Raw genomic sequence first — 21,810 nt, forward strand, 5'->3', positions numbered from 1 at the left:
CGGAGATGTGTATAAGAGACAGATAATGTTGTTATAACATTGAAGGGGATAGTGAATATGAAATTTAAAGGATTAACAGTAAAAATAATTATTGCACTAATTTTAGGGATTGCGTTAGGTTCGATTTTCAATTTCTATATCGGATCAAAGTTTGTGGGGTTTGTTGATCAATATATTTTTAATGTCATTGGACAAGTCTTCTTGAATTTAATCTTTATGCTCGTTGTACCCGTTGTATTTGTCTCGATTGTGCTTGGCGTGATTGGTGTGGGTGATCCAAAACTTTTAGGGGGAATTGGCTTAAAAACACTCGTCTTCTTCTTATCGACAACAGCGATTGCGATTACGTTAGCAATGTGTTTGGCACTCGTTGTTAAACCTGGTGCAGGCCATTCAGACTTGTTAAAATCAGAAGAAGTTGCTACATATCAAAAGAAATTGGATGATCAAAAGGCCACTGGTGCTTCTCCGATTAACCAAACATTTGATCAAACTGTCATTAATTTCTTCCCGAAAAATGCGGTTGAAGCCATGACAACAGGAAATATGCTTCAAATTATCACATTCGCGATTTTCATTGGTATCGGTATTATGATGGTGGGTGAAAAAGGTCGGATTGTCCATCAATTTTTTGAACAATTTAACGAGGTTCTGATGTATATCATATCCATGGTCATGAATGTTTTTGCGCCAATCGGTACATTTGGACTTGTCGCGCACGCATTTACAGGAGCAGGTTTTGGTGCAATTAGGCAACTTGGTTTATACTTTATTGTTGTATTAGCCGCACTCCTGATTCATTTCTTTGTCGTCTATGGTGGTGCAGTTAAACTTTTAGCACATCGTAGTCCAATTGAATTTTTCAAAGGTTTCTTCCCAGCAATCACTGTTGGTTTTGGTGGCTCAAGCTCTAACGCAGCGCTACCTGTTTCAATGGAATGTACGAAAAAAATGGGTGTAAAACCTGAAATTGCATCTTTCGTTCAACCTTTAGGAGCGACAATCAACATGGACGGTACAGCGATTATGCAAGGGGTTGCTACGATTTTTATCGCACAATTATCTGGTGCAGATTTAACACTATTACAACTTATCACAGTAGTCGCAGTTGCAGTTATTGCATCTGTCGGAACTGCAGGTGTCCCTGGCGTTGGTTTGATCATGTTAGCCATGGTATTAACTGCAGTCGATTTAAACCCTGCTGCAATCGGTATTATTCTAGGAATCGACCGTTTGTTAGATATGACGCGTACAGCTGTCAATATTACTGGTGATGCGGCATGTGCATTGATTTTATCAGAACGTGAAGGTAGAAAATTAAAAGGTAACATGCATGTAGAATAATAATGATACAATAAATCAACGTTTCTAGTGAATAATAGAAGCGTTGGTTTTTTTATTGGTGTAAATGAGGCGTATAGCGTTGTCACATAATGAAGGACATCATAGCACTCCATTTTGCTTTAAAATAGAATGATATTACAGGGGACCACTGAGTACATAACGAGATGGGAAGGACGGCTTAAAAACGAAAGCATACATTGATGAGATTTTTATCAAAATTTCAATAGCAGTCCCCTCAATTTATGGTATAATAAAATCCTTGAACTCATATTAATGGTACAAGACGCTTTTGTCATCATGTTCATCTATCGTACAAGGATGCACATATTAATCATTAAAATCTAATAAAAATACATAAAACAATTTTAATTTGGGTTTGATTGTCTTATTAAAATAACATGGTTTATTGTAAATTGTGTTTAAGAATTGAATGAAATGTGAGTTGAACCATTCTTCATTTATAAAGCTTTATGGTGCATGAATTCCCATTGATTTACAGCTTAAGTATTTTAATAAAATAAGTTGAATTTTTGCGACAATTGCGCATTTTTATGGATTGACGTTGTTTTTTAAAATGCCACTTTTCATTTGTCGCATTTTGTATTAATATGTAATTTGTGTTTCAAGAATTGTGTAGAATTGCAATGCTTGTGTGCGGATAAATTTTTATTTAAGAAAGGTAGTCATAATAAATGGATAGACAAAGTTTTACTGAATTAATTCAAAGCAAGTTCAAAATGGTACGTATTGAGGCAGGGTATACACAAGATACAATGGCTCAAACGATTGGCCTATCTAAAAAAACATTAGTACAAATTGAAAAAGAGCGTGTGTTACCAAATTGGACAACATGTGTATCTATTTGTGCGTTATTTAGAGATTCTGAAGTACTAAATGGTACATTCGGTTGCGATCCTTTAGAAATCGTTCAAACCATTTCAAGAAATCAAGCCGCTTATCCAAGATATTCAACAGTAAGTGATATTTATTGGGATACGCTAGCAAGTAAAAATGGTTATATTCTTCAATCTAACAAAGTAAGTGAACTCTACCGCATTCTTGATGCTGATAAACAACCTATTTTTGCATCACCAAAATTAAGAGAAGCTGAAACTTACTTCCAACGTAACGTGAAAGAAGAGCTTATTCGTGCATAATTTAAAATAAATGATAAAATGTGGGAGCATCAACAAACAAAATGTTGCGTGCTCCTTTTTTATTAGAAAATTGATGTTTAACACTGTTGTTTTTAGGACATAAGGTTACATATGTATGCAACGAGGACACAAAAATGAAAGGGAAAGTTGCTTTATTTTTGTTTCTTGTTGAAAAATAGAGGAGAGATGTATCTATGCAAGCGATTTTAGTCGTTTTATTTATGATTGTAATCGGCGCTGTGATTGGTGGCGTCACAAATATGATTGCTGTCAAAATGTTGTTCCATCCATTTAAAGCTTATTATATTTTTGGCAAACGTGTGCCATTTACACCGGGACTTATCCCGAAAAGACGAGAGGAAATTGCCGAAAAAATTGGACAAGTTGTTGAAGACCATTTATTAACTGAGTCCTTAATGAGAGAAAAATTAGAAACGCCTGACATGAGAGCGACGGTACATCGTGCTGTTTCCCAACAAGTTGAAGCATTAGAGCAAGATCATGTGACACTGCAATCTTTAGTGGAACGTTTTGATATTCATGTTGTTCAAGATGGTGAAAACTTTATTGACCGCTATACGAAACAAAAGTTGAATGAAAAATACGCGCTTCATCAAACAGATACAATGGCAGAGCTCATACCACCAAAAGTGATGGCAAAGCTCGATGAAAAGGTTGGAACATTAGATACATTGCTATTAGAAAGAGCAAGAATTTATTTAGATTCTGACAAAGGTTATAAAGATATTTTAGAAATGTTAGAGACGTTCTTTGTCGAAAAAGGTAAGATTGTGTCGATGCTCCAAATGTTTATGACGAAAGAAGCGATAGCAGAACGGATTCAGAGGGAATTAATCCGTTTAACGTCACATTCTAAAGCGAAAACGATTCTGGCTACACAAATTCAAGCAGAGTATGAAAAGTTGAAGAGTGGGACATTACAAGAATGGATTAAGCCAGAACAAATGGCCGAAATTGAAGGCGAAGTGTCAACGTTTGTATTAAAGCAAATTGATTTAAAACAACGCGCGCATATGCCGTTGAAATCGCTCGTGCCACAAATGTTTGAGATGTTACATGATAGAGGCATTGACCGTATGACGGATTTAATTCTCGATACTTTAGCTAAACGTTTATCCACTATTTTGAAACAAGTGAATATTCGTGGCTTAGTTGAAGAGCAAATTAATCGTTTTGATTTAGACTATATTGAACAATTGATTTTCGAAATTGCGAATAAAGAATTGAAATTAATTATGTTGCTGGGTTTTATTTTAGGTGGCATCATTGGATTTTTCCAAGGATTAATAGCAATCTTTGTATAAGACTATAAAATGTGGTATCGTAAGCTAGGAAAGAGATTGGAAGAGAGAAAATTCAATCTAAAATACACAACTCAAGGAGAGATTTTAAATGGCTGTAAATTTATATGATTACGCAAACAAATTAGAGCAAGCTTTACGTGAAAGTGACGAGTACAATGCAATTAAAGACGCTTATGCTAAAGTAGAAGCTGATGAAAATTCAAAAAAATTATTTGATGCGTTCCGTGAAACACAAATGAACTTCCAACAAAAACAAATGCAAGGTGAAGAAATCAGCGAAGAAGATTTACAACAAGCGCAAGAGCAAGCGCAACAAATCGAAAAAGATAGCAATATTTCTGAGTTAATGAATGCTGAGCAAAAAATGAGCCAAGTATTCCAAGAAATTAACCAAATTATTGTTAAACCTTTAGACGAAATTTACGCTGACTAAAGAAAACTAAATACAAAATAAGACGAGTGTGGAGCGATATATTTCCATCCTCGTCTTTTTTTGCGTAAGAAGAGTGAAACTGAAATATGCGTTCGTTAGCCTAACTTTTATTAAAATCATCGTAACGTCTATAAAAATTTCAGTACTTTCAATAATACTTTAATGATGCGCACTTTCTATATTGAAAATATGATAAAATAAATGAATACGAAACATGCATACATAGATGAAATTTGATGATAAAAGGAGAATGCTTGAATGGTTAAGTTTTTGCATTGTGCAGATTTGCATCTCGATAGTCCATTTGCTTCCAAGCGTTATTTGAATCCGACAATTTTGAAGGATGTTGAAAATAGTGCTTACGAAAGTTTTAAAAGTATTATTGACCTTGCGTTAAGAGAAGAGGTCGACTTTATCATAATTAGTGGCGATTTATTTGATCAACACAATCGCACTTTAAAGGCAGAAGTGTTTTTGAAATCTCAATTTGAACGTCTACAAAAAGAACAAATCTTTGTCTACATTGTACACGGGAATCATGATCCTTTATCGGACGAAGTTAAAACGAAATGGCCTGAAAATGTTACAGTATTTTCTAATCAGGTTGAAACATATCAAGCGATTACGAAAACGGGTGAAACGGTACATCTCCATGGCTTCAGTTATGAAAAACGTGAAAGTTACGAAAATAAAATCGATGCTTATCCAACGAATGAAAATCGCAATGTTGTGCATATTGGTGTCTTGCATGGGACATATAGTAAATCAGACGCTTCAGATCGTTATACAGAGTTTCGATTAGAAGATTTGAATGCGAAATTATACCATTATTGGGCTTTAGGTCATATTCATGTGAGACAACAATTAAGTGATTTGCCTGAAATTCACTATCCTGGCAATATTCAAGGGCGTCATTTTAAGGAACAAGGTGAAAAAGGTTGTTTAATCGTGGAAGGGGACCATGTTGCTTTAAAGACACGCTTTGTACCCACACAATTTATTCGCTTTGAATCAGCAACGCTAGAAGTGGAAGAAATAAGTCAACAAGCGCTGTTTGAACGGATTCAAGACTTTAAAAACAGTGTCAGACACCAAGGTCGTGCGTTTTATCGATTACAACTGAATATACGTGGCGATGAGATGATTTCACCTCAAGTTTTAGAGCAGTTGAAAGTATTAGTCGCAGAATATGAAGAAAATGAACGTCACTTTGTGCTCATTGATGAATGGGATGTCCGATACATGGATATTCATCAAAAATCGATCATACAAGAGTTTCCTACAGAATTACTTGAGCAAGATGATGTATATGAACGTGCAGTGAAAGATTTGTATATGAACCCGAAAGCATCAAAATATTTAGACGGTTATCAAAATCATGATCGTCAAGCATTAGTTGCACGTGCAGAAGCCATCATTGAAGCTGAGTTAAAAGGGGGCAATTAATCGATGAAAATTAAATCAGTTGAAATTTATGGTTATGGCCAATTTGTCCAACGAAAAGTTGAGTTTGATCAATATTTTACGGAAATATTTGGACAAAACGAGGCAGGTAAATCGACACTTCAAGCATTTATCCATTCGATTTTATTTGGTTTCCCGACGAAAAAAGAAAATGAACCACGTCTTGAACCACGAATGGGCAACCATTATGGTGGACGAGTGACCTTGATTTTAGATGACGGTATGGAAGTGGATGTTGAGCGTGTAAAAGGTAGTGCTCAAGGGGATGTTAAAGTATACATGCCTAATGGAACGATTAAAGATGAAGCGTGGCTAAAAGCGCAGTTGAATTACATTAACAAGAAAACGTATCAAGCCATTTTCTCATTTAACGTTCTCGGACTTCAAGATATTCATAAACATATGAGTGAGGTCCAATTACAAAACTTTTTAATGCAAGCAGGTGCGCTCGGTTCAACAGAATTCATCGGTATGCGTGAGTTAATCAATCAAAAGAAACAAGCACTTTATAAAAAGTCAGGGCAAAATCCTGAAATTAACCGCAAAATTGAAGAAGTGCGTAACTTAGAATATCAAATCCGTGAAGAATCGACGAAAATCGAATCATATCAACGTTTGACCGAAGAACATGAAAAAGCCTCTCGACGACTTGATACATTAAAACAAAATTTAAACCAATTGACAGGATTGTTTGAGGAAAAACAAAAAGAAGTCGCTTTAATTGATCAAGTTCAAGAATGGAAAGGATTAGAAGCGGATTTGAATATTGAACCGTTAGAATTTCCTGAAAAAGGAATTGATCGTTATGAAACGGCTAAAATTCAAGTGGATCATTTAGAACGTGACATTGGATTACGTGTTGAAAAACAACAACAATTGCAACATGAAAATGAACAATTGTATGTGCCTGAACAAACGCTTTATCAAAATTTTGAAGCCATAGCGAAACAAGAAGATCGTGTGAAGCAGCAAGAGATGGAATTGAAACAAACTGAACGCGAATTTAGTCAACACGACATGGAAATTGAAAGTTTGAAGTCTCATATCGGTTGGGAAAATTGTCATGATGATGTTGATTCGAGCGAGGCACAAAAAAGTTATGCGAGTGAAACGTTAAAGCAAAAGCAAGCGCACTTACATACGTTGCAACAGTTGAAAAAGACACAAGATGATTATCAAATTGAGACAGTTTCTTTTGAGGAAGAGCTTCAACATTTAAATAGTCAATTAGTTGATGATGAAAACTTCGAAAAGAAAAAGGTATATGATCAACGTTTGTTAGAATTAAAAGAAAAGCGCAATCTATTTGATAAAATGAAGGCGTCCTTTGAACAAGAAACTGAACAAAAACAACAGCAACAACGACGCGTGAGAGGGGCTTCACTCATACTTGCGATTGTCTCCATCGCATTCGCGATATGGATGTTTGTGACGAATGCCATGGTAGCAGGTGTCGTATTAACAGTGATGGCTATCGTATTTATTATCGGGATGACGTTATTCCGTTCAAAACCTGTGGGATATGATACACAATTTTCAGAAGAACTGGCTCAATTAGAACAAGAAGTGGCGCAACTTGAAGCGGAATATGATTTAGACTTTGATTTGTCAACGCAATATCAACTACGTGATCAAATTGCACAACGACAACAACAATTGGCAATTTTAAAGACGAAAATACAACATGCGCATACACAACATGAAGACACACACACCGCATGGACAGAAGCGACGAATCAGTTGCAACAGTTAAAATCATCGCTTTATTTATCTGAAAACTTATCAGATGACTTACTCGTTGATGCGATTCAAACGATTCAAAAAATAAAAGATCATCGACAATACCTCGTTAAATTAAATGAAGTCCATATGAAATTAAGTAAAACCTTGGACGATTTCTACACCGAGGTAGATGAAAAAATTGGCACAGTGATGAAACGAAATGATAAAGACACACTTTTCCATGATGTGAGAGAATGGTTAAAATCGGCGAGTCAAGATATGACACGTCATGATCACAATATGGAACAATTGAATTTGTTAGAAAAAGAATTGAAACATTTGAAACATCGTTTAAGTGAAAACCAGCAAGTGATTCAAACATTGTTCGGTGCCATTGGTGCATTAGATGAGGAAAGCTATTATAAACACCACGAACGCTATCAACGCTATCATGAACGTTTGGCACGTTTTAACGATTTGACACACTTCCTTGAAAATCAAAACTATGGCTATGAAAAGAGTTCAAAATTAAGTGAAAAAACTACGGCGCAACTTGATGAAGAGTATCAAAAGTTGTCTGAGCAAATCGATAATTACAATGAACGCTTTTTGGAAGTGCAAAGTGAAGTGAGCGACTTACTCGCACAAATGAATCATTTGGAAACAGATGACACGTTGAGACATTTACGCCATCAATATCAACTTTTAAGAAATCAGTTGAATGAAAGTGCAGAAGATTGGGCGGCGTTAAGTTATCTCGAAGCATTGGTAGATGAACATATTAAACAAATTAAAGATAAACGATTGCCACAAGTTGTAAATATTGCAACAGATATTTATAATGATTTAACGAGCGGTCAATATGTACAAGTGACATATGCGAATGAGCAAGTCATGGTACGTCATCAAGATGGCCAAATGTATCATCCAATTGAATTAAGTCAGTCGACGAAAGAGTTGCTATACATTGCACTCCGCTTAAGCCTTATTCAAACTTTGAAGCCGTACTATTCGTTGCCGATTATTATCGATGACGCTTTTGTACACTTTGATGCTGAACGTAGAGCGAAAATGATGAAATATTTACGTGGCATGTCTGATGACTATCAAATTCTTTACTTTACATGTTCACGTGATTCTAATATTCCAACAAAACAGCTTGTCACGTTAAATAAGATAGATAAATAGAATGGGAAGGCGTTAATAATGAGAAATATTGAAAAGCTACAACCTGGAGACACGGTGGATCACTTTTTTCTCATCCATCGTGCGACTCAAGGCGTAACTGCACAAGGTAAAGACTATATGACGCTTCACTTACAAGATAAAAGTGGTGAAGTCGAAGCTAAAGTTTGGACAATTACCAAAGAAGGTATGAATCAATTAAAGCCTGAACGTGTTGTGCACATTAAAGGCGATATGATTAATTACCGTGGTCGCAAACAAATGAAAGTGAACCAATTTCGACTTGCGACTGAAGAAGATGGGTTACGTACGCAAGATTTCATCGATGGGGCACCACTGTCTCCAGAAGAAATCAAGGATGCTATGCAAGATTACATTTTTGAAATCGAAAATGCACCTTTACAACGTGTGACACGTTACTTACTCAATAAACATGAAGACAGTTATTTCGTGTACCCAGCAGCAAGTACACATCACCACAATTTTGTAAGTGGTTTAAGCTATCATGTATTAACAATGTTAGAAATTGCCCGTCAATTATGTATCATTTATCCGGAACTGAACAAAAGTTTGTTGTACAGCGGTATTATTTTACATGATATGGGTAAGGTGAGAGAGCTGTCTGGTCCTATCGCGACTTCATATACACTTGAAGGGAATTTGCTTGGCCATATTTCAATTGCGAGTGATGAAGTAGCAGAAGCAGCACGCGAACTCAATGTAGAGGGCGAAGAAATTTTGTTACTCCGTCATCTCATTTTGTCACATCACGGTAAACTGGAGTATGGTTCACCTAAATTACCTTACGTGAAGGAAGCGGAAATTTTAAACTTTATTGATAATATTGATGCACGAATGAATATGTTTGATAAAGCATTTAAGAAAATCGATAAAGGCCAATTTACGGAGCGAATTTTCGGATTAGAAGGGCGTCAATTTTATAAACCAGAAAAATTGGATTAGTCATTATCGCGATTGGTGCCTTTCCAATGCTTTGTTTTAACGACATTGTATGAGTGCCTCGATGGTCTTCTCTAAAGTCAATCCGATTATCTATGAACCGTGTTCCGGTGAGAATTAATCCAGAAAAATATCGAGAGTAATCAATATATACAAAAAGGTGCGGGACCTTAAAGGGTTATCCCGCACCTTTTTGATGATGTGTAACGCCTGATTACATTCCTAATTGGTTGCCTTGAGATGCCTGATTTTTCAACGCATCTGGGTTTAAAATGTTATCTTCAATGGCTTTCTTCACATCACGATCTTTATAGTCTACATTATATTCATCAAGTAGTTCTTTATAAGCGTCTGTTAAGATTTTAGGGTCTTCTTGTAATTTATTTTGAATGATTTTTTCTTTCAGTTTAGATTTCTGCTTATCGAAATCATCTTGTTTGTCTGCGCGGATGATATGGTAGCCATATTCCGTTTTAACAACGTCTGAAATTTCACCGTCTTTTAATTTGAACAGAGCTTCTTCAAATGGCTTAACCATTTGGCCTTTAATGACATAACCTAAGCTACCATTTTTGTCTTTTGTTGAATCCATTGACTCTTCTTTTGCGAGTTTGTCAAAGTCTTTAGGGTTTTTATCGAGTTGCTTCTTAATTTCATCGATTTTTTTCTTAGCTTCTTTGTCTGACAAGCCTTCTTTATCATCTTTGTCTTGTTTCACTTTAATTAAAATGTGAGAAGCTTTTTTCGTATTTTCTTTAATTTCTTTATCTGAAACATCAACTTTTTCATTCAACAATTCTTTTTGATAAGCAACCAATTTTCGTTGGTCTTTGTATTCATCAATCGTCAAACCTTGTTGTTTCAGTAAACTTTCAAATTGCTTTTTACCGCCATATTTTTCTATTTCTTCTTCAGTATCTTTATCGATTTGTTTTTGATCGACCTTATCTCCATATTTTTGCTCTAAAATTTTATTGAGTAATACTTTAAATGATTGGCTTGCGATTTGATCATTTCCAATTTCTTTTAATACATCTTCCACTTTAACGTCTCCTGCTTTAGAAGAAATCAAAGTTTGATCTTTTGAAGTAGGGGCATCATTTCCACATGCTCCGAGTAATACTGCACTTGCTGTTATAGGAATAATTAATTTTTGTATGCCTTTCTTCATCTTTTGAGCTCCTTTATATGTAATTAACACACATAAATATTACCATATTGTCATTCAGCAACCAACGAAGAAGGGTGAAAATACGACTAAAAGCTGAGGACACATTTCAATTTGAAATCATTTGATCAATTACTATGACATCTTAAACTAATGATGCCAATGGATTCGCCTAACTTTCGAATTTATGATGATTGTGCGTTTGCTGTCTTTCGTTGCTCTTTAAGTAATAATGATGCTGTAAATCCGACAAGCAATAAGAATGCAGCAAGGTAGAAACCGATTGCCATAGAACCCGTCACATCTGTTAAGAAGCCTGTGATATATGGTGCGAGTATGGAAGCAGTCATTCCGATAAAGTTATAGACACTAAACGACGTCCCCAAAGCGCTTTTAGGTGCGTTATCTGCTACGACGGCAATTAATACCGGATTTGTGCTGATTTTACCCACAATACCATAACCGATTAATGAAATGTACAGAATGATCAAATTATCAAAAAATACAATCGATGCTGTAAAAATAAAGGCTAAAGGTAACATGATCATTAATACCGGTTTGCGTCTTCCTAGTTTATCGGATAGCCAACTAAAGAATAACGAGCCCGGAATGGCTGCCCAAGGAACGAGAGACGCGACAAAAGCAACTTGTGCCCCGTTGATGCCTCTTTCTGATTCTAAGTAATACGGTAGCCACGTAATAATCATAAAAAAGCCATAAATGGAACAGAAAATAATGATATACGCTAAATTCAGATTACGATTTTTGAATAAACTAGATATTTTAAATGGTGCTATATTTTCTTCTTGATACATTTGTTGTCGAGGACGTTCTTTAATGATGCGATACATGAGTATGGCAATGATGAATATAGGGACGGCAATAATAAAAAATGGTGTTCTCCAACTCATGCCCATTTCAGAAACTGTAATACTCGAAACAAAATAGCCGATAGATGTCCCAAAAGCCATGCCACTATTAATTAATGCACTGCCCAATGTAATGTTTTTCTCCGGTATCGCTTCTGACGATAGTGCGTATTGAGGACCGTAGAACATTCCTTGCGCGAGTCCGACAATGACCCATGCAATCACCAATAGGAGATAGCTTGGCATCAATCCCGTGATGACCATAAAAATTCCAAAGATTAAAAAAGAGGGGACTAATATTTTCTTTCTCCCAATTTTGTCTCCCATAATACCTGAGGGAATTTGGGTTGCGGTATATCCGATGAAGAATAAGCTCATAATTAAACCTAATTGTGCATTAGTCAATGTAAATTCAGTTTTAATATGGCCCATAAGTGGATTTAAAATTGTTCGTGCGGCATAAATAACTAACCAACCTAATGTAAAAATAGCAACAAGTTTCATCCAATATCGTGACGGAACTTGATTGATTTTATCATGATTCATGATCATCGCTCCTTTAAATAACTTTCAATTTAAGGGTAACGAATCAAGTCGTACTCAGCATTATCAGAGCTACCAATTTTCACATGCGTTTTTAATCATTTTAGCCAAATTTTGATATTTCGAAATGCAATAAGGAGGAGAATTCTATGTAGTGATGGTCCATCAAATCAAAAAAGACTGATACATTTCATCAAGATGAAAATGTATCAGCCGATATCCATATGTTTTGTATGATCGTTGTGAACTAATAATAGAAAACCGTTTTGATGTTCTTCAACGTAATGTCCTTGACGAACTAAAAGGATAACTTTTAAGTAGAGTATGTCCATGACAGAATAGCCTGCATTCAATGCTAATAAAAACATAAAGTAATGGCCATACTCAGGAATTGCACGTGCTATAAGAATGCAAGTGATTGTAATCACAACGAGTGGCATGATAAGGCAAATACAAAAGTAAAGCTTGCGTACGGGACGATCAAGATAAATATTGTATAGTGGTAGCCACGATTGACGTATTAACTTGTGCGCTCTCAAATATTTCAAGTAAGGCAATACCGTAATAACATGAATAAGCTTGTGAACGGGATATAAAAATAACATTAAGACGATAAACAATAGAAAGTTTTGATCTGTGAATGGTACATCTGAGTAATAATGAAACATTTCAAAACTAACAAAAAATGTAATAACAACCGTTACAAAACTTATAAAAGCAATACGAGGTAAACCAAATCTTGAATGGATATCGATTGAACGCAAACAGTTAATCATTTACAAGCTCCTTTGCTATCAGTAATATAACGTATTATCTACCTGAAATTACTGTTCGTCAAGCAAATTTTCTCGAATATGATTCTGACACAAATTCACGTCATTAATAAAGTCTTTACCGTGTAATTTAGCAACGAGATAATGGACATCACTAAAACTTGGAAGGTGGAACATCTCAGTTTGGAATTCTTTTGAAGCATTATAGATTTTATTTTGTTCTTCGTCATATTGTTCGAAGATGTCATCTACTAATGCTTTACCTTTATCTGTTAAAGTAATGTAGGTATTTCTCTTGTCATTGTGGTCTTTTTCCATGTTCAATAAATCTTGTTGTTCTAGGCGTTTTGCAAAATTAAATGCGGTTGAAACATGCATGACACCGTATTTTGAAATGTCTGAAATAGTTGCGCGACCAAAGGCGTAGAGAGTTAATAAAATCAGATGTTCATTCATAGCGATACCCGATTTTTTTAACCAACGCTGCCAGTCACTTTCAGCATTTTTCCATAGAACTTTAGATAACATGGCAATTTTATGTGTATAAAGCATTCCCTCAATTTGTGCTTGTTTGTCGTTCATAATGCTGGACTCCTTTCTTAGACTATAAAAAAGCATGATACTGTATTGTACCATGCTTTAAAGTCATTATATCGAATTATGTGTTTTCAAACACTAAAAAATCATTTTTTTGTTGGAAAATTTGTCATTTCTTCGCCACGATTTTGTAAATTTTCGATATGTGATTGCAGTTGTTTAATATTTGGATCAATATCAGCTTTAAATTCACCGATCATCGTTTTCACTTCATCACCAATCGAACCAGCAAAACTTTGGCTTTCATTTTTAATTTGAGCGATATAACTTTTAATATCATGGATACTCTTTTTCATTGTATCAACTTCAAGTTCAAGTTCTGATTTAGGGCGTGCTGCTTTTGGATTGGCAATACGTGTTTGACCATCTCTTGCAATTAAAGCCACACCTAAACCTGTTGCCACACCAGCAACAGCGCCTAATGTCATTCGAACGATTTTCATATTTTTCCTCCTCGAACAATTTTCTTTTTATATATACCCATTTGTTCATTAAATATGCGATTTAGCTATCAATTAAACTTATTCGATATTTGAAGCAATCTGAGCGGCAATGTCTGCCTTTTGTGCATCATCAATACGAGATTCGTTTGTTTCCCATTGATAACCGAAGCCATCGATGTCATTTTCATATCGTGGAATTAAATGAAAATGAATATGGAAAACAGATTGTGACGCGTATTCACCATTGTTTTGAATAATGTTTAAGCCGTCTGGATTGAAGGTCTTCTTAATCGCATTAGCGACAACCGGTAATGCTTCTCCAATATGCTTCATCGTTTCAGCATCTGTTTCATAAATATTTGGTGACGGCTTTTTAGGAATGAGTAATGTATGGCCTTTAGAAACTTGAGAAATATCTAAAAAAGCATAGACATAATCATTTTCATATACTTTAAAACTTGGAATGTCGCCGTTAATAATCTTTGAGAATATCGTTTTAGTCATATAGATTCCCTCATTTCTTCATTTAGTTTTATTATAGCACGTGTGACTGTACATGTAACGATATTATAGCATGCGTATTAAATAGCATTGTTAATGATATTTTTGATACAATAACAGTTATGGAGGTGCAGATGAATGACTGTACAAATTAAAAATTTAACAGGTGGCTACGGTAAAAAGCCTGTCATTAAAAATATAAATTTTGAACTTGAAGATGGTGAGATTGTCGGTTTAATCGGTTTAAATGGTGCAGGTAAAAGTACAACCATCAAACATATTTTAGGATTATTGACGCCGACAGCAGGTGATATGTCGATTTCTGGAATAGATATTAAAGAAGATATTCACGCGTATCGACAACACTTATCCTATATCCCAGAAGCGCCAGTGATATACGATGCGCTCACATTAAAAGAACATATCGAAATGACAGCCATGGCTTATGGGATTGACTATGATACGGCTATGCAACGTGCAATGCCTTTATTAAAGACATTTCGTTTAGAAGATCAATTACACATTTTCCCGAGTCATTTTTCTAAAGGGATGAAGCAAAAAGTCATGATTATTTGTGCCTTTATTGTTGAACCGGATTTTTACATTATTGACGAACCCTTTTTAGGTCTAGACCCGATTGGAATACAGTCGATGCTTGATTTGATGGCAGCTAAAAAAGAAGAAGGACGTACCGTGTTGATGAGTACGCACATTTTAGCGACTGCTGAACGTTATTGTGATCGTTTTATTATTTTAGATCAAGGTGAAATTGTTGCTATGGGAGATTTGGATGCGTTACGTCAACAAACAGCGATGCCAAATGCGACATTGGACGAAATTTACATTCATGTGACTAAAGGAGCGCAATCCTCATGAAAACGGCGAGACAATTATTCCGAGAACGTTTAAATGCGCAACGTAAAGAAAAAAATTATTATAACAAATTTATTTTCAACGGCCATTTTTCAGTCTTTCTCGTCATCTTATTAGGTGCGTTTATTTTGGGGTATGGTCAATGGTTAAAGCATGTACCAGAAGGAATCAACTACACGCTGTGGATAGCCATCGTGTTATCTATCACATCCATCTTTCCATTGAAAACTTTATTGGAAGATGCCGATCGCTTATTTTTACTCCCATTCGAACGCCAAATGAAAGCCTATATGCGTGATAGTATCATTTTTAGCTATCTATCAAGACTTCCATTGCAAATTTTGATGCTTATCGTGTTTTACCCATTCATTCACACGGTTTATCCAGAACGTATGGCAGCCTACATTGTTACGGTTATATTAGCCTTTATTTTACCGTTAGCTGGATTATGTTTAAAGTGGGAGTGGTATCGTTTTAGACTTGAACATTGGTCTGTGCAACTCGTACTGTTCATTTTCAACCTTGGTGGCTACTACGTCATGTTGTCAGCATTTGACTTTTCCGCTGTGATTGCAGTTGTAGGCGTTATTATTTTATGTTTATTGCTTAATCGGTTAAATGTGAACCAGTTATTCCCATGGGAGTCTATGATTAAACGAGCACATCAACATCGTATGAACTATTATAAATTTGTGAATATGTTTACTGATGTCAAAGGCTTGCAAGAACAAGCAGTCCGTCGCCGTTACCTTGATTTCATGTTAAAAACACCAAAACCTTTTGATGCGACACAGCTCTATCCGTTTTTATTTAAACGCAATTTTTTACGTGGTAAAGACGCATTAAACATGACATTGCGTTTAGTAGTTATTTGCATCTTAATCATGGTTTGGTTCAATCATCCATGGATTAATGCGGTCATTGGTAGTTTAGCAATGTACATCATCGTGTTACAAATGTCTCAATTTTATACACAAGAGGCATATAGTTTATGGCCGCAAGTTTGGCCAGTGTCTGAATTGTATGTCATAGAAGGGTATCGAAAATTTTTGCAACATACGGTGCTTATTATCGGTCTCATATTCAGTATTGTCTATGTCTTGCTACATGTGACTCAGTTTTATTTCGTCATCTTCTTTTTTATCGTCGGTTATTTAACCATCCGCAGTACGATTAAAAAGTTGAAATATCAAGAAAGTTTGTTGAAAGATTAAATAGAAAACAGGCTGGGACATCATGATATTGATATGCTCCCAGCCTGTTTTTTATCAATCTTCTTTAGAGATTGGATAGAAGAATTGTTCTAAATATGAAGCATGAGCACTTGATGATCCTGCAAGTGGTCGAACAGCTTCTTTAGAAAAATGTTCACGGAATGCAGAAGATTTTTTGTAATCTTCATAAGCTTTACGTGACGAAAAACCTAAAAGTACTTTATAAATATTGCTTTGTAAAGGTTTTAATAATCGGTAAGTATTAAATCCATCGTATTCTTCTGAATGCGGAAGATAATTTTCTAGTTTCTTTTCCAACTGATATTTGTGATCTTCTGTCGTTGGTATTGATATTAACGTATGAAAATCATCACTTGAAATTGAGCCTAGACGTGTTAAAACGCGGAACTTTTTAGGTTGTTGAAAAATTGTTTCGCCATTTGTTTCCTCAATCATGACAGATTGATCATTACCAGAAAAAATTAATAAGTCATGGTTTTCATTATTGAGTTGGATTTGGTTTAAGTATCCGTAAGTACCATATGTGATATAAAATTTCATGGTGTTCTCCTCCTTGTTGCATTTATTATAAGTTTTTCTCACATAAATCACCACTAAAAAATACTTCATTTACGTTTAACTTGAATGTCTTTTTCATACATTAATTCCATATCCAAAGATTCACTCAAAATGTTGGGTTCAGGAGAGGGGAAAACAAGTGCTTTTATGTTTATAAAGTAAGGATTAGTCATGTCATGATGATACGCAATAGACATTTTAAATTTTTATGACATTTGAGCCGTATACTGATAGTTAGAGGAGTTGATATGATATATTAATGAAGAATGACGTTGTTTAAGGAGGAACATATGGGAACGACAAAAAACGATACAATTTTGCGTGCGATTAAAGGAGAAGCAGTCTCTCATACTCCTGTTTGGTTCATGAGACAGGCGGGACGTTCACAACCAGAATATCGCAAGTTGAAAGAAAAATATTCACTTTTCGACATTACACATCAACCAGAATTATGTGCTTATGTCACTGCACTACCAGTTGAACAGTACAATACAGATGCAGCGGTATTATATAAAGATATTATGACACCATTAAAATCGATTGGTGTAGACGTTGATATCAAATCTGGCATTGGACCCGTGATTGCGAATCCGATTCGACAAATGTCCGATGTGGAAGCATTAGGTCAAATCGATCCAGAGCGCGATGTCCCTTATGTTTTAGATACCATTAAATTATTAACAAAAGAAAAATTAAACGTACCATTAATTGGTTTTACAGGTGCGCCATTTACTTTAGCGAGTTATATGATTGAAGGGGGCCCATCTAAAAACTACAATCAGACGAAAGCACTCATGTATAGCGATGAAGCAACTTGGTTTAAATTGATGGATGTATTGACGGACATGTCGATTCGTTATGTCGGTGCACAAGTCCAAGCAGGTGCACAGCTCATTCAAGTATTCGATTCATGGGTAGGCGCATTGAATCAAGCAGATTATGATTACTATATTAAACCATGTATGGAAAAACTGATTGCAGGGATTAAAGCATACCATGTACCGGTCATTATGTTTGGTGTTGGGGCAAGCCATTTAATTGAATCTTGGAACGCTTTACCTATCGATGTATTAGGGCTAGATTGGCGTACATCAATTTATGAAGCGCGTGAAAAAGGGGTTTCAAAAGCATTACAAGGTAATTTGGACCCTAGTATTCTATTGGCACCTTGGGAAGTGATTGAAGCCCGTTTAAAGCCAATATTAGATCAAGGAATGGCACATGGGCGTCATATATTTAATTTAGGACATGGCGTGTTCCCAGAAGTTAAACCAGAGACATTAAAACGTGTCGCACAATTTGTACATGACTATACAAAACGTTAATTTGAAAGAATCGAGTATATAAAAGGACGGATTAAAAGATGAAAAAACAAATAGGTTTATTAGTGATGGCTTACGGTACACCTTATCAAAAAAGTGATATTGAACCGTATTATACTGATATTAGACACGGTAGAAAACCATCAGAAGAAGAGTTGAATGATCTCATTTCACGCTATGAGGCGATTGGGGGGCTGTCGCCATTAGCAGGTACGACTGAACGTCAAGCAGAAGCAATTGCTAAAACGTTAAATGAAACTTATGAAGATGTTGAATTCAAGTTGTATATAGGTTTGAAACATATCCACCCATTTATTGAAGATACGGTTACAAAAATGCATGAAGATGGTATTACAGAAGCGGTAACAGTCGTATTAGCACCACATTTTTCAAATTTCTCAGTAGCATCATACAATCGTCGTGCTAAAGAAAAAGCTGATACGTATGGCATTCAGTTGCATCATGTTGAACATTATTATCAACAACAATCATTTATCGATTACTGGACAATGCGTGTGAATGAAACGTTAGAAAATATTCCACAAGAAGAACACGCAAAAACAGTACTCGTCGTATCCGCACACAGCTTACCTGAAAAAATGATTAAAGAGAGTAATGACCCATATCCATTTGAGCTTGAAGATACAGCACGTTTAATTCAAGAACAGTCGGCAATTGAACATGTTGCAGTGGGCTGGCAATCAGAAGGCAACACGGGCACGCCGTGGTTAGGACCAGATGTTCAAGATTTAACACGAGATCTCTTTGAACAAGAAGGCTACCAACATTTCATTTATACACCAGTGGGCTTTGTCGCAGAACATTTAGAAGTGTTGTACGATAACGATTATGAATGTAAAGTAGTTTGTGACGAGGTCGGTGCGACATATCATCGCCCACCTATGCCTGACACACACCCATTGTTTATCGGTGCAATAGTGAACGAAATTTCAAAAATATTCCCGAAAGCGTGAGAAACATGACAAATGTAGCAATCATTGGTGCGGGTATTACCGGTTTAGCGAGTGCGTACTTTATTAAACAAACGTATCCGCATGTAAATGTAACGATTTACGAAGCAACAGATCGTCCAGGTGGCAAAATTAAAACGGTGCAACGTGATGGCTATACGATTGAACTTGGACCGGAATCCTATTTAGGACGTAAGACAATTATGACAGAAGTTGCAAAAGCAGTAGGGATGACGGATGATGATATCGTCACGAATGAAACGGGTCAATCTTATATTTTCGCCAATGATACGTTATATCCAATTCCTGGTGGTGCAATTCTAGGTGTTCCAACTGATATCAAGCCGTTTATGTCGACGAAACTCATCTCAATGAAGGGGAAGTTTCGTGCATTAAAAGACTTAACGATGAAACCGATTGAGATGGAAAATAACGACATGTCGGTTGGAGAATTTTTCAGAACGCGCTTGGGTGATGAGGTACTCGAAAATTTAATTGAACCTTTACTCAGTGGGATATATGGCACAGACATTGATCAATTAAGTTTGATGAGTACGTTTCCAAACTTCAAAGCATTAGAAGAAAAGCATGGCAGTATCATTAAAGGGATGCAACATGTCAAAAAGGAACGTCAACAACAAGCCCAGCACAATCAACAAGGTCCCCAAGGTCAATTTAAGCAGTTTAGAAATGGCTTGAATGACTTTGTAAACAAATTAGAAGCATGGCTAAAAGCGCATGATATCACATTTCGTTATGAAACACCGGTGAATGATTTGATAGGGACGCAAAAAGGTTATTATGTTCAGTTAGATGATGAAACGCGTACATTTTATGATGGTGTGATTGTAGCGACACCGCATCAAGTATTTAGAGAATGGTTTAGTACAGATCCGATGTTCGACTATTTTTCACAATTAGAAGCATCCTCTGTTGCGACAATTGTCTTTGCGTTTGATGAAGCGAATATTGAAAATACGTATGACGGTACAGGTTTTGTCATTGCGAGAACGAGCGAGACCGATATTACAGCTTGTACTTGGACGACGAAAAAATGGCCACATACTACGCCAGAAGGTAAAGTGTTGATTCGTGCTTACATCGGTAAACAAGGTGACAATATCGTTAATGAAAAAACGGATGAAGAATTGGTTGCAATCGCTAAAAATGATTTACAACAAATGATGACTTTTCACGGTGAACCCGACTTTACGATCGTGAATAAAATGCCATACGCAAGTCCGCAATATCACGTTGGACACATTAGTCGAATTAAAGCGATACAACAACATATTTGTGACAATTATCAGCATTTACAAATTACAGGTGCACCGTTTGAAGCGGTAGGCTTACCCGACTGTATTCGACAAGCAGAAACTGCAGTTAAACAGTTATTGTCACGAATTGGATAAGCGATAAGAAAAAGCTGCACAGTGTTGCAGCTTTTTTCATTTTTTTTGATGTGCTATGTGGCAAACGACATTTTGAGCATGCATTGAACATGGATGATTTTGGGGATGAATAGACTTAAATATGAACTTAATTTTCAAAACATTGTAATAGTGTTCTATGATTTGACGATTTTAAAAATTTATGTCTTCAAATGAATTGGATGATTTATGATATGATAATGATGTTGAATTTATAGAAAGAAGGCGTATTGTATCATGACAAAGCTATATATTGTGCATGGCTATCAAGCCGATGCATCGAAGCATTGGTTTCCATGGTTAAAACAAACACTTGAAATTGAAGGCCATGATGTGGAAGTGCTTAATCTACCGAACTCACATGAACCCAATGTCGAGGAATGGCTTACATATATGCAACAAGCAATACCAAAAGTAGATGCGGATACCGTTTTCGTTGCACATAGTTTAGGTGTCATTACAACTTTGAAATTTCTAAATGATCTAAACGTATCTAAAGTAGGGGGCTTAGCAATGGTTTCCGGTTTTAAAGACAAACTAGAAGCACTTGAAACTTTGGATGCCTTTATTGAACAAGATATTGATTTTGAACAGCTCAAGACTAAAATTATTAAACGTTTTGGGATTGCTTCTAAAACTGATGAAATCGTGCCGTATACATTAACAGCTGAGTTGTGTGAGGCGCTTGATGCAAAATTATATTTACAAGAAGACGGGGGTCACTTTCTGGAAGAAGATGGCTATGATACTTTTCTGTTTTTGAGAAATAAAATATTAAAGAATTTCGATTAAAATATGACAAATTCGTAAAGAAATAGTAATTCGCTTGATTTTTTAGGTGAGCCTAAATATAATATAAGGTGTAGGATACATTTCTACATCGTATTTGTATTCTCCTAATCATGTTTAAGATTCCATATACTCTCAAGGCCCTCCT

Annotated in this window: 20 protein-coding genes; 13 read left to right on the forward strand and 7 right to left on the reverse strand. The window is 35.7% G+C overall.

The window, feature by feature from the left end; genetic code table 11:
* Window positions 1-57 precede the first annotated feature (57 nt).
* The 7 genes from CD138_RS06120 to yhaM all read left to right on the forward strand — a co-directional run bounded on the left by CD138_RS06120 (window position 58) and on the right by yhaM (window position 9,593).
* Complete coding sequence (locus CD138_RS06120) at window positions 58-1,344, forward strand: dicarboxylate/amino acid:cation symporter (RefSeq protein ID WP_019168011.1); 1,287 nt, start codon at window positions 58-60, stop codon at window positions 1,342-1,344.
* 692 nt (window positions 1,345-2,036) lie between these two features.
* On the forward strand, window positions 2,037-2,501 hold the full coding sequence (gene xdrA / locus CD138_RS06125; protein ID WP_014613542.1) for an XRE family transcriptional regulator XdrA: 465 nt from the start codon (window positions 2,037-2,039) through the stop codon (window positions 2,499-2,501).
* 194 nt (window positions 2,502-2,695) lie between these two features.
* Entirely contained in the window at window positions 2,696-3,826 is a 1,131-nt protein-coding gene (locus CD138_RS06130) for a DUF445 domain-containing protein (RefSeq protein WP_019168012.1), read from the forward strand.
* Window positions 3,827-3,914: 88 nt separating this feature from the next.
* Entirely contained in the window at window positions 3,915-4,259 is a 345-nt protein-coding gene (locus CD138_RS06135) for a YlbF/YmcA family competence regulator (protein ID WP_019168013.1), read from the forward strand.
* 258 nt (window positions 4,260-4,517) lie between these two features.
* Window positions 4,518-5,705, forward strand: coding sequence for a metallophosphoesterase family protein (locus CD138_RS06140; protein ID WP_019168014.1), 1,188 nt, complete (start codon window positions 4,518-4,520; stop codon window positions 5,703-5,705).
* Between the two features lie 3 nt (window positions 5,706-5,708).
* A complete protein-coding gene (locus tag CD138_RS06145; protein ID WP_019168015.1) occupies window positions 5,709-8,633 on the forward strand; it encodes an AAA family ATPase in 2,925 nt (974 codons plus the stop codon).
* Window positions 8,634-8,651: 18 nt separating this feature from the next.
* Window positions 8,652-9,593 (forward strand): 3'-5' exoribonuclease YhaM, encoded by a 942-nt coding sequence (gene yhaM, locus CD138_RS06150; protein WP_019168016.1) that lies wholly within the window; start codon window positions 8,652-8,654, stop codon window positions 9,591-9,593.
* A 211-nt stretch (window positions 9,594-9,804) separates the two neighbouring features.
* On the opposite strand, the gene CD138_RS06155 is transcribed toward yhaM, so the two are convergent.
* The 6 genes from CD138_RS06155 to CD138_RS06180 form a co-directional block, all read right to left on the reverse strand.
* Window positions 9,805-10,761 (reverse strand): peptidylprolyl isomerase, encoded by a 957-nt coding sequence (locus CD138_RS06155; protein ID WP_019168017.1) that lies wholly within the window; start codon window positions 10,759-10,761, stop codon window positions 9,805-9,807.
* Between the two features lie 182 nt (window positions 10,762-10,943).
* Complete coding sequence (locus CD138_RS06160; RefSeq protein WP_019168018.1) at window positions 10,944-12,173, reverse strand: MFS transporter; 1,230 nt, start codon at window positions 12,171-12,173, stop codon at window positions 10,944-10,946.
* 206 nt (window positions 12,174-12,379) lie between these two features.
* Window positions 12,380-12,946, reverse strand: coding sequence for a DUF3267 domain-containing protein (locus CD138_RS06165; protein WP_019168019.1), 567 nt, complete (start codon window positions 12,944-12,946; stop codon window positions 12,380-12,382).
* 48 nt (window positions 12,947-12,994) lie between these two features.
* Window positions 12,995-13,525, reverse strand: coding sequence for an HTH-type transcriptional regulator Hpr (locus CD138_RS06170; RefSeq protein ID WP_019168020.1), 531 nt, complete (start codon window positions 13,523-13,525; stop codon window positions 12,995-12,997).
* A gap of 101 nt (window positions 13,526-13,626) precedes the next feature.
* Window positions 13,627-13,983, reverse strand: a complete 357-nt coding sequence (locus CD138_RS06175; protein WP_019168021.1) for a YtxH domain-containing protein — start codon at window positions 13,981-13,983, stop codon at window positions 13,627-13,629.
* A gap of 78 nt (window positions 13,984-14,061) precedes the next feature.
* Window positions 14,062-14,487 carry an HIT family protein gene (locus CD138_RS06180; protein ID WP_019168022.1) on the reverse strand — a complete coding sequence of 142 codons (426 nt, stop codon included), beginning with the start codon at window positions 14,485-14,487 and terminating at the stop codon, window positions 14,062-14,064.
* 135 nt (window positions 14,488-14,622) lie between these two features.
* Between CD138_RS06180 and ecsA the strand changes: the two genes are divergently transcribed.
* Both ecsA and ecsB read left to right on the forward strand, forming a co-directional pair.
* Entirely contained in the window at window positions 14,623-15,360 is a 738-nt protein-coding gene (gene ecsA, locus CD138_RS06185) for an ABC transporter ATP-binding protein EcsA (protein WP_019168023.1), read from the forward strand.
* Window positions 15,357-16,571: an ABC transporter permease EcsB gene (gene ecsB / locus CD138_RS06190; RefSeq protein ID WP_019168024.1), complete on the forward strand. Its 1,215-nt coding sequence runs from the start codon at window positions 15,357-15,359 to the stop codon at window positions 16,569-16,571. The genes ecsA and ecsB overlap by 4 nt, the downstream gene beginning before the upstream one ends.
* A gap of 54 nt (window positions 16,572-16,625) precedes the next feature.
* On the opposite strand, the gene CD138_RS06195 is transcribed toward ecsB, so the two are convergent.
* Complete coding sequence (locus CD138_RS06195; protein ID WP_019168025.1) at window positions 16,626-17,132, reverse strand: antibiotic biosynthesis monooxygenase; 507 nt, start codon at window positions 17,130-17,132, stop codon at window positions 16,626-16,628.
* Window positions 17,133-17,440: 308 nt separating this feature from the next.
* Between CD138_RS06195 and hemE the strand changes: the two genes are divergently transcribed.
* From hemE to CD138_RS06215, 4 genes are all read left to right on the forward strand, one after another.
* Complete coding sequence (hemE, locus tag CD138_RS06200) at window positions 17,441-18,475, forward strand: uroporphyrinogen decarboxylase (protein ID WP_019168026.1); 1,035 nt, start codon at window positions 17,441-17,443, stop codon at window positions 18,473-18,475.
* A gap of 38 nt (window positions 18,476-18,513) precedes the next feature.
* Entirely contained in the window at window positions 18,514-19,446 is a 933-nt protein-coding gene (hemH, locus tag CD138_RS06205; RefSeq protein WP_019168027.1) for a ferrochelatase, read from the forward strand.
* A 5-nt stretch (window positions 19,447-19,451) separates the two neighbouring features.
* Window positions 19,452-20,855, forward strand: coding sequence for a protoporphyrinogen oxidase (gene hemY / locus CD138_RS06210; protein WP_019168028.1), 1,404 nt, complete (start codon window positions 19,452-19,454; stop codon window positions 20,853-20,855).
* A gap of 255 nt (window positions 20,856-21,110) precedes the next feature.
* Entirely contained in the window at window positions 21,111-21,665 is a 555-nt protein-coding gene (locus CD138_RS06215; RefSeq protein ID WP_019168029.1) for an RBBP9/YdeN family alpha/beta hydrolase, read from the forward strand.
* Window positions 21,666-21,810 lie beyond the last annotated feature (145 nt).

The sequence above is a fragment of the Staphylococcus intermedius NCTC 11048 genome, from assembly GCF_002902385.1.
Taxonomy (GTDB): domain Bacteria; phylum Bacillota; class Bacilli; order Staphylococcales; family Staphylococcaceae; genus Staphylococcus; species Staphylococcus intermedius.

Excerpts from the sequence above, each read along its gene's own strand:
- CD138_RS06120 (WP_019168011.1), top strand. The coding sequence starts at position 58 with ATGAAATTTAAAGGATTAACAGTAAAAATAATTATTGCACTAATTTTA.
- xdrA (WP_014613542.1), top strand. The coding sequence starts at position 2,037 with ATGGATAGACAAAGTTTTACTGAATTAATTCAAAGCAAGTTCAAAATG.
- CD138_RS06130 (WP_019168012.1), top strand. The coding sequence starts at position 2,696 with ATGCAAGCGATTTTAGTCGTTTTATTTATGATTGTAATCGGCGCTGTG.
- CD138_RS06135 (WP_019168013.1), top strand. The coding sequence starts at position 3,915 with ATGGCTGTAAATTTATATGATTACGCAAACAAATTAGAGCAAGCTTTA.
- CD138_RS06140 (WP_019168014.1), top strand. The coding sequence starts at position 4,518 with ATGGTTAAGTTTTTGCATTGTGCAGATTTGCATCTCGATAGTCCATTT.
- CD138_RS06145 (WP_019168015.1), top strand. The coding sequence starts at position 5,709 with ATGAAAATTAAATCAGTTGAAATTTATGGTTATGGCCAATTTGTCCAA.
- yhaM (WP_019168016.1), top strand. The coding sequence starts at position 8,652 with ATGAGAAATATTGAAAAGCTACAACCTGGAGACACGGTGGATCACTTT.
- CD138_RS06155 (WP_019168017.1), bottom strand. The coding sequence starts at position 10,761 with ATGAAGAAAGGCATACAAAAATTAATTATTCCTATAACAGCAAGTGCA.
- CD138_RS06160 (WP_019168018.1), bottom strand. The coding sequence starts at position 12,173 with ATGAATCATGATAAAATCAATCAAGTTCCGTCACGATATTGGATGAAA.
- CD138_RS06165 (WP_019168019.1), bottom strand. The coding sequence starts at position 12,946 with ATGATTAACTGTTTGCGTTCAATCGATATCCATTCAAGATTTGGTTTA.
- CD138_RS06170 (WP_019168020.1), bottom strand. The coding sequence starts at position 13,525 with ATGAACGACAAACAAGCACAAATTGAGGGAATGCTTTATACACATAAA.
- CD138_RS06175 (WP_019168021.1), bottom strand. The coding sequence starts at position 13,983 with ATGAAAATCGTTCGAATGACATTAGGCGCTGTTGCTGGTGTGGCAACA.
- CD138_RS06180 (WP_019168022.1), bottom strand. The coding sequence starts at position 14,487 with ATGACTAAAACGATATTCTCAAAGATTATTAACGGCGACATTCCAAGT.
- ecsA (WP_019168023.1), top strand. The coding sequence starts at position 14,623 with ATGACTGTACAAATTAAAAATTTAACAGGTGGCTACGGTAAAAAGCCT.
- ecsB (WP_019168024.1), top strand. The coding sequence starts at position 15,357 with ATGAAAACGGCGAGACAATTATTCCGAGAACGTTTAAATGCGCAACGT.
- CD138_RS06195 (WP_019168025.1), bottom strand. The coding sequence starts at position 17,132 with ATGAAATTTTATATCACATATGGTACTTACGGATACTTAAACCAAATC.
- hemE (WP_019168026.1), top strand. The coding sequence starts at position 17,441 with ATGGGAACGACAAAAAACGATACAATTTTGCGTGCGATTAAAGGAGAA.
- hemH (WP_019168027.1), top strand. The coding sequence starts at position 18,514 with ATGAAAAAACAAATAGGTTTATTAGTGATGGCTTACGGTACACCTTAT.
- hemY (WP_019168028.1), top strand. The coding sequence starts at position 19,452 with ATGACAAATGTAGCAATCATTGGTGCGGGTATTACCGGTTTAGCGAGT.
- CD138_RS06215 (WP_019168029.1), top strand. The coding sequence starts at position 21,111 with ATGACAAAGCTATATATTGTGCATGGCTATCAAGCCGATGCATCGAAG.